13 protein-coding genes are annotated in these 14,551 nt (G+C 31.1%); 10 read left to right on the forward strand and 3 right to left on the reverse strand.

The features are described 5' to 3' along the window. Window positions 1–104: 104 nt before the first annotated feature. The 5 genes from V9L05_RS07150 (at window position 105) to V9L05_RS07170 (ending at window position 4,320) form a co-directional block, all read left to right on the forward strand. The gene (locus V9L05_RS07150) at window positions 105–542 is read left to right on the forward strand and encodes an SRPBCC domain-containing protein (protein WP_338814944.1); all 438 of its coding nucleotides are present in this window, start codon (window positions 105–107) and stop codon (window positions 540–542) included. An 81-nt stretch (window positions 543–623) separates the two neighbouring features. Beyond that, entirely contained in the window at window positions 624–2,126 is a 1,503-nt protein-coding gene (gene crtD, locus V9L05_RS07155) for a 1-hydroxycarotenoid 3,4-desaturase CrtD (protein ID WP_338814945.1), read from the forward strand. A gap of 88 nt (window positions 2,127–2,214) precedes the next feature. Beyond that, a complete protein-coding gene (locus tag V9L05_RS07160) occupies window positions 2,215–2,673 on the forward strand; it encodes a hypothetical protein (RefSeq protein ID WP_338814946.1) in 459 nt (152 codons plus the stop codon). 8 nt (window positions 2,674–2,681) lie between these two features. Then, window positions 2,682–3,119 (forward strand): hypothetical protein, encoded by a 438-nt coding sequence (locus tag V9L05_RS07165; RefSeq protein WP_338814947.1) that lies wholly within the window; start codon window positions 2,682–2,684, stop codon window positions 3,117–3,119. Between the two features lie 49 nt (window positions 3,120–3,168). Further along, on the forward strand, window positions 3,169–4,320 hold the full coding sequence (locus tag V9L05_RS07170) for a substrate-binding domain-containing protein (protein ID WP_338814948.1): 1,152 nt from the start codon (window positions 3,169–3,171) through the stop codon (window positions 4,318–4,320). A gap of 237 nt (window positions 4,321–4,557) precedes the next feature. Here V9L05_RS07170 and V9L05_RS07175 read toward each other — a convergent pair whose 3' ends face one another. Next, window positions 4,558–5,382: an IS5 family transposase gene (locus V9L05_RS07175; RefSeq protein WP_338814949.1), complete on the reverse strand. Its 825-nt coding sequence runs from the start codon at window positions 5,380–5,382 to the stop codon at window positions 4,558–4,560. 743 nt (window positions 5,383–6,125) lie between these two features. Between V9L05_RS07175 and V9L05_RS07180 the strand changes: the two genes are divergently transcribed. Continuing rightward, complete coding sequence (locus tag V9L05_RS07180) at window positions 6,126–6,281, forward strand: hypothetical protein (protein WP_338793876.1); 156 nt, start codon at window positions 6,126–6,128, stop codon at window positions 6,279–6,281. 254 nt (window positions 6,282–6,535) lie between these two features. Continuing rightward, window positions 6,536–7,816 carry a diaminopimelate decarboxylase gene (gene lysA / locus V9L05_RS07185; RefSeq protein ID WP_338793875.1) on the forward strand — a complete coding sequence of 427 codons (1,281 nt, stop codon included), beginning with the start codon at window positions 6,536–6,538 and terminating at the stop codon, window positions 7,814–7,816. Window positions 7,817–7,894: 78 nt separating this feature from the next. Here lysA and V9L05_RS07190 read toward each other — a convergent pair whose 3' ends face one another. Further along, window positions 7,895–8,491, reverse strand: a complete 597-nt coding sequence (locus tag V9L05_RS07190) for an NUDIX domain-containing protein (RefSeq protein ID WP_338793874.1) — start codon at window positions 8,489–8,491, stop codon at window positions 7,895–7,897. Window positions 8,492–8,918: 427 nt separating this feature from the next. Here V9L05_RS07190 and V9L05_RS07195 point away from each other — a divergent pair, with 427 nt between their 5' ends. Next, window positions 8,919–11,198: a RelA/SpoT family protein gene (locus tag V9L05_RS07195; protein ID WP_338793873.1), complete on the forward strand. Its 2,280-nt coding sequence runs from the start codon at window positions 8,919–8,921 to the stop codon at window positions 11,196–11,198. A gap of 48 nt (window positions 11,199–11,246) precedes the next feature. On the opposite strand, the gene V9L05_RS07200 is transcribed toward V9L05_RS07195, so the two are convergent. After that, the gene (locus tag V9L05_RS07200; RefSeq protein ID WP_338812234.1) at window positions 11,247–12,917 is read right to left on the reverse strand and encodes an IS1182 family transposase; all 1,671 of its coding nucleotides are present in this window, start codon (window positions 12,915–12,917) and stop codon (window positions 11,247–11,249) included. A 262-nt stretch (window positions 12,918–13,179) separates the two neighbouring features. Here V9L05_RS07200 and V9L05_RS07205 point away from each other — a divergent pair, with 262 nt between their 5' ends. Beyond that, window positions 13,180–13,563 (forward strand): transposase, encoded by a 384-nt coding sequence (locus V9L05_RS07205; protein ID WP_338811880.1) that lies wholly within the window; start codon window positions 13,180–13,182, stop codon window positions 13,561–13,563. Between the two features lie 32 nt (window positions 13,564–13,595). After that, window positions 13,596–14,459, forward strand: a complete 864-nt coding sequence (locus tag V9L05_RS07210; RefSeq protein ID WP_338815411.1) for an IS3 family transposase — start codon at window positions 13,596–13,598, stop codon at window positions 14,457–14,459. Window positions 14,460–14,551: the final 92 nt, after the last annotated feature.

Genomic DNA, 14,551 nt, shown 5'->3' on the forward strand with positions numbered 1-14,551 from the left:
TAAAGGATATCATTTTCTTGATCTATATCAAGAAAATGAATTTTGATAAAACGGATATTTGTCTTATTCAACTAAGAAACAAACATCACTCATATCAAAACATTATGGCTTATCAAATTCAAACTTCGATTATCATCCATTCTCCTGCTCAAAAAATCTGGTCAATTCTGACAGATTTTAAAAATTACCCAAATTGGAATCCATTCATAAAATTTATAGAAGGAAATCCAAAAGTAGGAAATAAAATAACAGCTAAAATTCAGCCTCCTGATTCTAATTTAATCACCTTTATGCCAAAAGTTATTGTTTTTGATGAAAATAAAGAATTTGTTTGGTTAGGAAATTTACTTTTTAAAGGATTGTTTGATGGAGAACATCATTTTAAACTCATCGACAACCAAGATGGAACAACTACATTTATTCAAAGCGAAAACTTTAAAGGTTTGCTTGTTCCTATTTTCAAAAGTCAGTTAGACAAAAATACTAGAAAAGGCTTTGAGTTGATGAATCAAAAACTAAAAGAATTGGCTGAAAAAATATAAAATAATACTGATATTAAAACATAAAACTTAATTTTGTAATTATATATCAGTAAAATCAAACTAGAATTAAGTTACGTTTTAATGAAAAAAGCAGCCATCATAGGAGCAGGAATAGCAGGAATAGCAACAGCTATTCACTTAGCCAATAAAGGATATAAAGTAGAAGTTTTTGAAGCCAATAGTTATGCAGGTGGAAAACTGTCAGAGTTTTGGAAAGATGGGTTTCGTTATGATGCTGGGCCTTCGCTTTTTACATTACCAGAGCGTGTCGAAGAATTGATTTTGAAGTCTGGAAAGAAAGTAGAAGATTATTTTTCGTATAAAAAACTAGAAACCATCAATAAATATTTTTGGGAAGATGGAACAAAATTAGAAGTCAGCGCAGACATAGAAACTTTTGCTAGTCAGCTAGAAGAAAAAATTGGCGAACCCAAAGAAAACGTGTTGAAATTTCTCAAAAACAGTAAAGAAAAATATGATTTGACGGCAGATTTATTTCTTACTCGTTCGCTTCATAAAGCAGAAACTTATTTTAATAAAACAGCACTAAAAGCTGTTTCACAAATTTGGAAATTAGAGCTTTTCAAGACCATGAACCAAGCAAATAGTTCTAAATTTGAGAAGGAAAAAACGGTTCAGCTTTTCAATCGATATGCCACTTATAATGGTTCTTCGCCTTATGTTGCACCTGCGCTTTTGAATGTAATTCCTCATTTAGAGTTTAATAAAGGAGCTTTTTTGCCTGATGGTGGAATGTTTGACATTACGAAAGCTCTTGTGAAATTAGGAGAAGATTTGGGTGTAAAGTATCATTTCAATAAAAAAGTAGAGGAAATTATAATCGATAAAACTCATAATAAAATTACAGGAATAAAAGTAAAGGATACTAAATTAGAAAATGTAACTACTGAAAATTTAGATTTTGATGTAGTTGTTTCGAATATGGATATTGTACATACCTACAAAAAATTATTACCAAAAGAAAAAGCTCCTGAATTTTTATTACAACAACAAAAATCGTCTTCAGCACTCATTTTTTATTGGGGAATGAATGCTGAATACAAAGAATTAGATTTACATAATATCTTCTTTACTAAAGATTATAGAAAAGAATTTAATGCTCTCTTTAATGGAAAAACACTCTACCAAGACCCAACAGTTTATATTTTTGTTTCTTCTAAACATATCAAAACCGATGCTCCAAAAGACTGTGAAAATTGGTTTGTAATGATAAATGCACCTCATAACTTAAACGACGGTTCGCAAGACTGGGATAGTTTAATAAAAAAAGCAAAACAAGATATTATCAAAAAATTGGAACGCATACTCATGCGAAATGTAGAAGAAAATATTATTTCAGAATCCATTTTAGACCCACGGAAAATCGAACTCAGAACGTCATCTTTAGGAGGTTCTTTGTATGGCAATAGTAGCAACAATCGTTATGCAGCTTTTTTAAGACATGCTAATTTTTCCAAAACAAAAGGTTTGTATTTCTGTGGGGGAAGTGTTCATCCAGGGGGAGGAATTCCACTTGCTTTATCGTCTGCCAAAATTGTGGGAGAAATGATCGAAAATGCTTAACTTTAAGGAAGTTATGTCTTTTTTTGTTTCCTGTATGTTTAAAAACCTTTTACTTTTGAATTGGTTTTGTAGATTATCACTAAACAAAATGAAAATTATGGTTTTATATGAAGTGGAAAATGCCTTTCTGTTCTATGATAGAGAGTATGATATGATTTCTTTTAAATGGTTAGGAGCTGTAGCTGATGAAGAATACAGAACAGCAGTAAAAATTGCTTATGAGAAAACCGTAGAACTTGAAGTTACTCGTTGGCTCACTGATACAAGAGAAGGAAAAGTAGTTTCAACTGAGGCACAAAAATGGATGATTACTGATTTTATACCTAATTATATTTCTAAAAGTTCGCTTCGAAGAGTGGCTTTTTTAGTTTCTAAAGATGCATTTAGACAAGAATACATTGATAAAGTCAAGAGATCATTTAGTGACTATCAAATAGAAGTTTTTGAAGACCCTAAAAAAGCTAAATTATGGTTAACTAGAATGTATAGCAAAAAAGAAGACATAGAAAATGAATTGAGAATAAAAGCAAGGCAAGAAAACAACTAAATATTCATATGAAAAAGCTATTAATTTTGTTTTCTTATCACTTTATAACTTCCTGTGTATCAGATTCTAGCGTAATAAATAATATAAAAACATTTGAGGAAGTCAGTCAAATAATATTAAGTGAAAAAAGATATACTGACCATTCCATTTCTCTTGATTCTATAAAAATTTTATATCCAGAGATTACATCTCAAATAACCTTTTTAGAGTCAGAACTTGAATTATCTGAAATAGAAGTTTATAATATAGGAGGAGAAACAATAAAAAAGGGTATTGCTTATAGATTAAATTTTGGTGGTATAGAAACTTATAAACAACTTTTATATGTAGTTGATGAGATAAATAAAGAAGAATTTGTACATTATGAACAGTTTCTTGAGTGTGCAAATAGAAAAGACATTAATGACAAATGGACTTTAGTAACAATTACTAAATGTTTTGACTGACCCATTTAGTTCAGTCAAATTATCCGTATAAAAAAATAAAACCAATCCAATGCAAAATCCGTCCAACAAAAAAAACAATCTTACCAATCGCAGAGATTTTCTAAAAAAAGGCTCACTGACTGCTGCTGCATTACTTACAGGAGGTTTTTCTGCTTGTTCGTCTGAAAATATAATAAAAGAAAAACAATCTGATGTTCCTATTACTTCTGATGAGGTGTTTGAGTGGCAAGCAACCACTACTTGGCCTCCAAATTTTCCTGTTTTGGGAGAAGGAGTGATAAAGATGGCTAAGGAAATTGAGATTTTATCAGCAGGAAGACTCAAAATTACTGTTTTTGGTGGTGGCGAACTTGTACCTGCTTTGGAGGCTTTTGAAGCTGTTTCTTTGGGAGGTGTTCAGATGGCGCATGGTGCAGCGTATTATTGGGCTGGTCGCTTGCCTGCATCTTCGTTTTTTACGGCTGTTCCTTTTGGAATGAATGCCCAACAAATGAGTGCTTGGCTGTTTTATGGTGGTGGTTTGGAGCTTTGGAGAGAACTCTATGAACCTTATAATTTGATTCCTTTTCCGTGTGGAAATACTGGCGTACAGATGGGAGGTTGGTTTAACAAAGAAATCAATACGCCAGAAGATTTGAAAGGACTTAAAATGCGTATCCCTGGATTAGGTGGAAAAGTAATTTCTGCTGCTGGTGGTTCGGCTGTTACTGTGGCTGGTGGCGAACTTTACACAAGTTTGGAACGTGGCGTAGTGGATGCAGCCGAATGGATAGGACCTTATCATGATTACAATATGGGTTTTCATCGTGTTTCAAAGTATTATTATTACCCTGGTTGGCACGAACCAGGTTCTGTTTTAGAGCTTATTGTAAACAAAAAAGCCTTTGAGAAATTACCTTTAGACTTACAAGAAATCGTAAAAACGGCAGCTTTAAAATACAATTCTTTAATTTTATCAGAATTTGAAGCAAAGAATAATTTTTATCTACAAAAAATACTCAAAGAAGCTCCAAATGTAGAATTAAGACAATTTCCAAAAGAAGTTTTGGATTTATTAAAAGAAAAAACAACAGAGATTTTAGATGAAATTGCTGCAAAAGATGAGTTTGCTGCCCGTGTTTATGAGAGCTTTAAAACCTTTAAAAAGCAAGTCAAAAAATGGGGTGAAGTTTCGGAATGGTCTATTGTGGATTTTTTGTAGAATGAATTGAAACAGGGTCTATACTAATACTTTAAATCTGTCAGACTCAGAATCAATGTATTTTTTATTCTTCTTTGTGTCTATTAATGTGAGGTGGTGCATATTTCATTCTACTATATGATTCTCCTTTATATCCTTCCCAAATAATACAACGTATTCCAAACTCTAATACATATCTGTACTTCGATGTATTTTGTATTTACTAGAGATTAAATCTGTTTCTTTTATTGAAGTTGTTTAAGAATGTTTTTTTCTAGTTCTGGCAAATATTAAAGTAAAGGCTAAATAGTGTAAACTTTGCCACGTATGAATTTTAGTTTCGTACCTCATAATTAAGGCTTTGAAAGCATCTAACCACACATTAGTTCTTTCAATAACGAATCTCAATTCATACATTTCTTCATCTTTAAATGGTTGATTATCAAGGTCTTTTTTATTTCTTTTATTAAAATCTATATTATCTACAATATCTAAATGATTACAAAAAGAACGAAAGGCTTGTGTATCAAAGGCTGCATCAGCATTGAGAAAAATTCCTCCTTCTCTAATTTGAGAAGCATTCAAATCATCTATCATAGATTGCATATTTTTTTCAAGTTCAAAAGCATCGTGATGATTGCCTGCTCTTGGAACAGACATCGCTACTGGAATACCATTTTTATCCGTTAGAAAAAGTGCATTGGTTGTTTTTCCTGCTTTTCTTTTGGAATATCCAATACCTTCTCCTCCTCGTTTAGCTGAAGTGTGGCTGCCGTCTAGCTGACAAATAGAAAAATCTAATTCTCCACGATAATCTTCTAAATACTTGATCCATAATTTCTTCCAACTTCCTAATTTTGACCATTTATTATAATGGTAATATACTGTATTCCAGCTAATTGATAAGTTTCCGAAAAATTGTTTCATAGGAAGTTCTCGCCATTGACTCCCTGATTTTAAGCGATACACAATGGCTTGGATAATACGCCAAAGAGCTACTTTTATACGACGACCTTTTGTAAATTGATGTAAATAAGGTAAAATATTTTCGGTTATAAATTTTTTTGATAAGTTTACGTACATAGAGGGAAAAATAGTTAGATTGAAAATGTGATGATTTACAAGTATAACTATTTTGACCTCTTTTTAAAAAAATAAATAACCATTCTTAAACAAGTTCATTATTTCATAATTACCATTGTATTCACTTATGGCTTTATTTTTTTTAGTAAAAATCCAATTTTTAGTTTTGATAATTAATAAAGTTGCTTCATTTTTGCCAAAATCTGATGGTATAGATATGCTCTTTTCAGTATGTTTAGATATTTTTGCACTATTTTCTAATAAAACTAAGCTAATTTTTACCTAAAAAAGTCCTAAAAAATAGATTATGTAATTTATCATTATGTAATTTTATTGTATAAAGCGTAGATTTTCAGCGTGTTATGACTTTGTTAAAGAATCTATTTTTTAAATTAAAAAAAACTAATAGTATCTTTCGAGTGCTCTAAAATTGGATTTTTTATATAAATAGTAAGGATAATTAACCTTTATAATAAACACAGTTGCATTATTTGGCTGAAATTTAATTTTACCAAATTTAATTTTGACTTATTAATCACAATCACACAACTCAAGTAATAAAAACATATTAATCAGTATTTGATTCTGCAATATTAAGCCCTATATTTGGAGTATACTAAAACAAGGAATTGTACAAAACTTCTTTATCACTCTTAGTTTTGTCTTTCCATTAAACTATTTCAAGACCCTTGTTTTTTTATTTAAAATTATAATATACTTTTACACTTCAAAAATTTTACGCTATGAATACTCAAAATAACTCAAAGCAAATTGATGCTCAAAATGAGCTTTTTGCAGAATTAGAAAATGAACTTCTTACTGAAGAATTAGAAGAAAGACTAGAAATGACTACTAGTGCAAGTACAGAAGATAACGATCCACCAAAACTACCTGGTTAATACTTAAGTGTTTTAAAATAGGTCGAACTTATCTATATATACTTTCAAAAAATAAAATATGTGTTTAATTAATTAATGAGCCTTATCTAATGTAATTAGATAGGGCTTTTATATTTATAAAATTTAATTTTTCATAAATAACTTCTTTTTAAACATCAAAACGAACTATTACTTTATTAAATTTGTTTTTAGTTCTATGTATTTCATTAGAACAATTTTGTGCTTTTATTTAATTAACTTTTTTATTCACAATCATGTTAGAATTCGATCAAGACGAATATTATATTGGGGGCATTTCTGCACTCTCACTTTCAGAAAAATATGGAACTCCTTTGTATGTATATGATGCAAAGAAAATGGAAACACAATACAAACAGCTTTGTAAGGCGTTTTCAAAAACCAAAATGAAGGTACACTATGCTTGTAAAGCTCTTACAAATATTTCGGTTTTGAAATTCTTCAAATCTTTGGGTGCAGGGTTAGATACTGTGTCTATTGAAGAAGTTCAACTTGGTCTTTTAGCTGGTTTTGAGCCTTCTGATATTTTATTTACACCGAATTCAGTTGCGTTAAGTGAAATAAATGAGGCAGTAAATTTGGGGGTACAAGTAAATATTGATAGTATTTCAGTTTTAGAAGAGTTTGGACATCAATGGGGAGGAAAAGTTCCTGTTTGTGTACGTATAAATCCTCACTTGATGGCTGGTGGAAATGCAAAAATTTCTGTGGGGCATATAGATTCCAAGTTTGGAATTTCTTTGTATCAAATGCGTCATGTGCAGCGTATCGTAGAAGCCTATAAAATGAAAATTACAGGACTTCATATGCATACAGGTTCTGATATTTTAGATGTAGAAGTATTTTTGAGAGGATTAGATATTTTATTAGAAACAGCAGAAGATTTCCCAGATTTAGAATATATAGACATGGGAAGTGGTTTTAAGGTAGCATATAAAGAAAATGATATTACAACTGATATTGATGCCTTAGGTGAGCAAGTTTCAGAGCGTTTTAATGAATTCTGTGCATCGTATGGAAGAGATTTGACACTCGTTTTCGAACCTGGAAAATATTTGGTAAGCGAATCTGGAACATTTCTAGCTTCAGTAAGTGTTCTCAAAACAACTCCTACGGCTGTTTTTGCTGGTCTTAATTCAGGTATGAACCATCTAATTCGTCCTATGTTTTATGAGGCTTATCATCATATTACAAATATTTCTAACCCAACAGGAGTTGCCAGAATTTATAATGTGGTAGGTTATATTTGTGAAACGGACACCTTTGGTGCAAATCGTAAACTCTCAGAAGTAAGAGAAAATGATGTTCTTGCTTTCCAAAACGCAGGTGCGTATTCTTTTATGATGTCTTCTAATTATAACTCTCGTTTTCGTCCTGCTGAAATCTTAGTATATGAAGGAAAAGATTATCTTATTAGAAAAAGAGAAACCTTTGAAGATATTACAAGAAACCAAGTAGAGATGGATTTTTCAACTATTTCTGTTGCAAATAAAAATAAAGAGGAAGTAATTTCCTAGGTGATGATAATAATAAACCAAAAAATGATTTGTCTACTATTATTTATTATTAGGCAAATCATTTTTGTACAGACACTTTTAAAACTCAATAATCTGAGATAACAAATATTCAATCGAAGCCCAAGTATTATTCAAAATATAAGGAATTTCAATTTCTTTAAGCCATGTTACTTTTTCTATTCCTTCTTCAATTTGTGGTTGTGGTGTGCTTTCATCTTCTGTGCTCATCTCAAACCAGTAGGTTTTTTTGATAATTTCTTTTCCTTCGTATGTATAAATATGGTAAGTAGTAGGCAATTCTTTTACAATTTCTGCTTTTACTCCACACTCTTCTTCCACTTCTCTAACAGCAGCTTCTGCATTGGTTTCATTTTCTTCTAAATGTCCTTTTGGCAAATCCCATTTTCCATTTCTAAAAATCCAAAGTTGTAGAGTATTACGAATAACCAAACCTCCAGCAGCTTCTCTGATTTTGAATTTTTTAGCAAACTCTTCAAATGACTTTGCTATATCATCCGTTTTTATATAAGCTCTAGTAAAATCAGTTCTTGTTTTTAAAGAAAGGTATAATTTATAACTGTCTTTTATTTTTTCAGTTTGCAAAATACGTCCTCCTGTTACTTCAGGATATTCATTGACAAATTCTAAATAATTATTTTGAACAAAAATACGCATCGATTTTTTTATTTTTTTTGATAAGATAATAGAGAACTTTTAAATGCAAGAGTTAAAAACTAGAGGTTATACACTACAAAAGTGCAAAAAAAATCCCTTTTAGACTAGTATTTTTTCTTAAAATATAAATATAATCAAATTTTATATTTAAAAAATTACATAAATACTATTTAGTTCTTCTTGATGATTAGTAACCACATAAGTAGCTTATTTGTTGATTGATAAATATATTTTTTCTAAAGAGTTAGAATATATGGAATAAAATGATTAAATTAGTTTAGCTACTTATCTAGTTAATTGACTTACTGAATAAAAAAATGATGTAAAAATAGATAAAGAAGTAGTTTAAGAATTAGGAACTTAAATAAAATAACCAAAAATAAACTAATAATTCGATTAAGATTGTATTTTAATTTACTGAAAAGATATGTCCATACCAGAAAAGGGAGTAGAAATTCCCAATAAAACAGAAGAAGCAAAAAAAGAACAAGGACTTACAGAACAACAATTAGAACAGGAAAAAAATGATATTTTGCAACGCTATCGCCACTTAATGCGATTAGCACGTCCATATATGCAAGGAGATGATGCAAAAAAAATCAAAAAAGCATTTCAGATAGCAACCGAAGCACACGGAAATGTACGTAGAAAATCAGGAGAACCGTATATTTTTCATCCTATTGAGGTTGCACGAATTGTTGTAGAAGAAATGGGGTTGGGAACAACTTCAATTATTTGTGCTCTCTTGCATGATGTTGTTGAAGATTCAGATATTCCTCTCTCAAGATTAGAAAAAGAGTTTGGAAGCCGTGTTGCCAAAATTATTGATGGACTTACAAAAGTGCCTAGTGATATGTTTGGGCAAGAAAAATCTCAACAAGCCGAAACATTTAGAAAAGTTCTTTTGACAATTTCGGAAGACATTCGTGTTGTTCTTATCAAAATTGCAGACCGTTTGCACAACATGCGTACACTAGAAAGTATGCCAAGTGCAAAACAACTCAAAATAAAAGCAGAAACACAGTACATTTATGCTCCTCTTGCTCACCGTCTAGGGTTGTATAACATTCGTTCCGAACTCGACGATTTGTCTTTAAAGTATTCCAACAGAAAGGCATACAATGAAATTGTTGAGCATATCAAAAGAACTAAAGCTTCTCGTACTCGTTTTATTAATGAATTTAAGAAGCCAATTGAAGAAGAATTAGCACGCCAAGGACTTGATTTTGAAATTAAAAGTAGAATGAAATCTATTTCTTCTATTCAGAAGAAAATGGTTAAGCAGCAAATTCCTTTTGATGAAGTTTATGATTTGTTTGCTATTCGTGTTATCCTAAATACAGGAGTAGGAGAGGATGAAAAAGCTGCTTGTTGGCGCACGTACTCTGTCGTAACTGATTTTTATCAGCCTAGTCCACAGCGTTTGAGAGATTGGATTAGCGCACCCAAAACGACAGGTTATGAATCACTTCATACGACTGTTATGAGTAAAAGAGGACAATGGGTAGAAGTACAGATCCGAACCCACAGAATGGATGAAATAGCCGAAAAAGGGTATGCAGCACATTGGAAATACAAAGGAGGTACAGATAAGAGTGAATCTAGTATTGAAGGTTGGATTGCTAGAGTGAGAGAGAGTATTGAGAACAAAGACCTATCTGCATTAGAGTTTATTGATGAGTTTCAGAATAACTTCTTTAGTGATGAGATTTATGTCTTTACACCAAAAGGAGATTTAAAAGTTTTGCCTCAACAATCTACTATTTTGGATTTTGCTTTTGATATTCATTCAGAGATTGGTGAACGTTGTATGGGTGGCAAGGTAAATCATAAACTTGTTCCTCTTAATTACGAACTTCAAAATGGTGACCAAATAGAAATATTAGTTTCCTCTAAAACAAAAGTAAGTGAAGATTGGCTCTCTTATGTTCGTACCTCAAAGTCAAAACAACTTATTCGTCAGGCTCTTAAAAAAGACCAAAAACAAGTTATTGAAGATGGAAAAGATATTGTAAAACGAAAACTCAAACAACTCAAGCTTGAATTTAATGACGAGACTGTCAATCAACTTTTAGATTATTTTAGTTATAAATATGCTTCTGATTTTTATTATGCTGTTGGCAAAGGAAAAATTGAGCATACACAAATTAAAAAGTTTAAAGAAGAAGACGAACAATACAAAGCTTCAAAAGTAAAACCAAAGAAAGAAACTAAAGCACACAAAAAGAAGAAAAAAGATGATATTCTTCTTATTGGTGGAGATTCTACCATAGAATTTCACTTATCTAAATGTTGCCATCCAATACCTGGTGATGATATTTTTGGACTTACTACAAGTGGACGAGGAATCCGTATTCATAGAACAGACTGTCCGAATGCTGTTGCAATTATGGCATCCTATGGAGACAGAATTATTTCTGTAAATTGGGCTAGTCAGAAATCACAGACATTTGAGGTTCTTCTTACCATTATTGGAGCTGATAGAATGGGACTTGTCAATGATGTTACTCGTATTATTTCTAATCAAAATAAAGTTAATATTTGTGGAATTAGTTTTGATATTCATAAAGAAACAGTATTTGAGGGAAAAGTTCGTCTGCGTGTCTTAAATACTGAGCAAGTACAAAAACTAATTATGGAACTCAAAGAACTTGATGGAGTCGTACAAGTTATGAGGCAGGATGAAGATGAAATTTTGACGGATTAGAATTTTTAATAAAAAATAATGAGGCTGTCCGAAAAGGTCAGCCTCTTTTTATGCAGCTATTTTTTGTAATTCTTCTTTTTGGTTGATTTTTTTGATGATGCAAACAAATTTTGTCTTTTGGTGATTTTTTTGAGTATAAAAAAAGGTGCAAAAAGATGATTTTTTAGAATTGAAAGTATTTTTTAGCTTATCGGCAGTTTTTGCCACCATTTTTCTAAAATTATGCCCAAGAGCCATCAATAGAAACTCCATTTCTACTTTTACTAATCCCTTAAAAGTAAATCGATTAAACTTATTATTATATTTGAGATGCCCAAAAACAGCTTCTACTTCTATAGGGCGTTTACTGCGCTGCTCTAATCCTTTCTCACTAGTTAGTAAATTTCTAGCTTTCTCTTTTAGTTGGTTTAAACGATGATTCACTTGTATTATTCTATTGCCTTCAGCTTTATGACATAAATTGCGAAGAGGACAATCTTGACACCTTTTTGCTTGATAATAAGATACTTGCGATTCGTATCCATTACTTGAAGTACGTTTTCCATCTCTTATTTTCTTCATTCTTTGCCCCATCGGACAGACATAAAAATCTAATTCTTTGTTGTAAAATAAATTCTGAACTAAAAAAGGATTATTTTTCATTTTCCTTTTTTGCTCTTTATGGAAATAATTGTACTTAACGTAGGCAGTAATTTCTTTTTTTTCAAGTAATTCATAATTTTCTTCACTTCCATAACCTGCATCAGCTACTACTTCTTTACTTTGTTTATTGTACTGATTTTCAAATCCTTCTAAATGAGAGGATAAAGTGGTGGTATCTCCTGCCGTTTGATGAATAGAAACGTGGGTAATAAATTGATTTTCTGTGGACACTTGAGCATTATAAGTAGGTTTGAGTTGTCCATTTTTCATGTGATCTTCTTTCATCCGCATAAAAGTAGCATCCGTATCTGTTTTACTATACGAGTTTCTACAACCTAAAATTTTCAGAGACTCTTCATATTTACTTAATCTAGGAAGATATTCATCTTGCATTTTTTTTAGTTCTCTTGCCTGTTGTTTACTCGGTTCTTTTAGTTTTTTATTGATTTGAGCGAGTTTTTCTTTTAATAATTCTGAATCTAATGGAGTAGATACTTCTTCTTTATTTTCTTCTTGATTATCTGATTGAATACTACTTTCAATATCAGATAAAATTTTATTTACTTTAGTTTCTAACTTTTCTTTATTTTTTTCAATACTACCACGCCAAACAAAAGTATAACGATTAGAACAAGCCTCTATTTTTGTTCCATCAATATATTGAACATCAAGACTTACATAACCCATTTCAACCAACATTTTAACAACTTCTCCAAATAAACGATGAATGTGTGCCTTCAAAATTTTACCTCTAAAGTCATTAATTGTTCTAAAATCTGGTGTAGAATTGCCTGATAAATACATAAAATGAATATTCTCCCCAAGAGCTTTAGCTATTTTACGACAAGAATAAATATTGGATAAATAAGAATAGAATAGCACTTTAACGAGCATTCTTGGATGATAAGCTGAACAACCTCCACCTTTGTATTGAGAAATCAAATCGCTAATATCCAATGAATCAACCACCTTTTCAACTAAACGAACAGGATGGTGAGCTGGAATTTTGTCAAATATATTGACAGGAAAAAGTTCGGGCTGCTTACCACTTTGGTTTTTGAAAACTACTTTTGCCATAGGCTATATAACGTTAGTATAAAAGTATATATACCTCGAAAATAAAAAAAATTAACCATAAAAAAAAGGCTGTCCGTACTTTTCGGACAGCCTCATTTTATGATTATTTTCCAAAACAGAAAAACAACCTTTCCAATTTGAAAAACAAGATGTTGTAAAAATTTTGTCAAAAAAATAAAATCCTCTTATCTGGGCTTTAAATGGTTATTTTTTATAATTAGAATGTCTCGTCCTAACATAGTGTTACACAACCAATTTTATTATGGAACGTACCTATGTAAAACGTACACAGAAAGACTATACCATGCAGTTCAAACTTCAAGTAGTTAAGGAAATAGAACAAGGTCTTTTTACAATAACTCAAGCACAACGGAATTATGGTATTCAATGTCGTCATACTGTTGTGAACTGGTTAAAAAAATACGGTAATTTTGATCATTCTTATAAAGTAATTCGTCCTATGAAAACAGCAGAACAACGTTTAATGGAACAAGAGCAGGAAATTCGTCTTCTTAAAAAACAAAATGCCACTCTACAAGAAGAATTATCTACCTTAGATAAGAAAGCCATTTTGTTTGACATGATGATTGACTTAGCCGAAAAAGAATATAAAATTTCTATACGAAAAAACTCCAACCCCAAGTAGTTAGTTCATTTAGTGAACAGCCTGCAACCAGTATTGAAAAGACCTGTAAATTGCTTGGGATATCTAGACGGGTATATTATTATTCTTTATTTCGGACAGATAAATACAAAGAATTAGCTCAAAAAGTAGTTGATTTAGTCAAAGAAGTTAGACATCGAATGCCACGAGTGGGTACTCGTAAACTTTACCACATTTTAAAAATTCCTTTAAAGGCTTTAAAAGTGGGACGAGATAAACTATTTCGTATTTTGGAAGCTAATCATCTTCTTATTTTACCTAAACGGAGGTATCATGTTACTACAGACTCCTTTCATCGTTTCAAAAAGCATAAAAATTTAATTGCAAACTTGAAGGTAGATGGAGCAGAACAAGTTTGGGTAAGTGATATTACCTATATTGGAACACGAGAAAATCCGATGTATTTGGCATTGGTTACTGATGCGTATTCAAAGAAAATAGTTGGTTTTGATGTTTCTAATAGCTTAGAGACTGTTGGTTGTTCAAATGCTTTAAAAATGGCATTGAAAAACAGAAATTATCCGTTACGAGAATTGATTCATCATTCAGATAGAGGTGTCCAATATTGTAGTGATGAATATCAGACGATTTTAACTAAAAATCGTATTCGTTGTAGTATGACAGAATGTTATGACCCTTACGAAAATGCAGTAGCAGAACGTGTCAATGGTATTCTCAAACAAGAGTTTTTACTAGAAACTCAACAATCGTATTTGACTTGGATGAAACAATTAGTACAACAAAGTGTACAAATATATAATCAAGAAAGACCTCATTTTTCTTTATATATGCAAACACCAGAGCAAACACATCAAAAGGAAAATATTGAAATAAGAACCTATAAAAAAGAAAAATCAGACAATCTTAAGACTGCCTGATATATATTTAATCTATCTAAAAAACTGTAACACTATTTCAGGACTAGACAGAAATTATTTTCTTATCTATTTTGCTATTGGCAAGCCTATTG

Source organism: Bernardetia sp. Wsw4-3y2, from assembly GCF_037126295.1.
Classification (GTDB): domain Bacteria; phylum Bacteroidota; class Bacteroidia; order Cytophagales; family Bernardetiaceae; genus Bernardetia.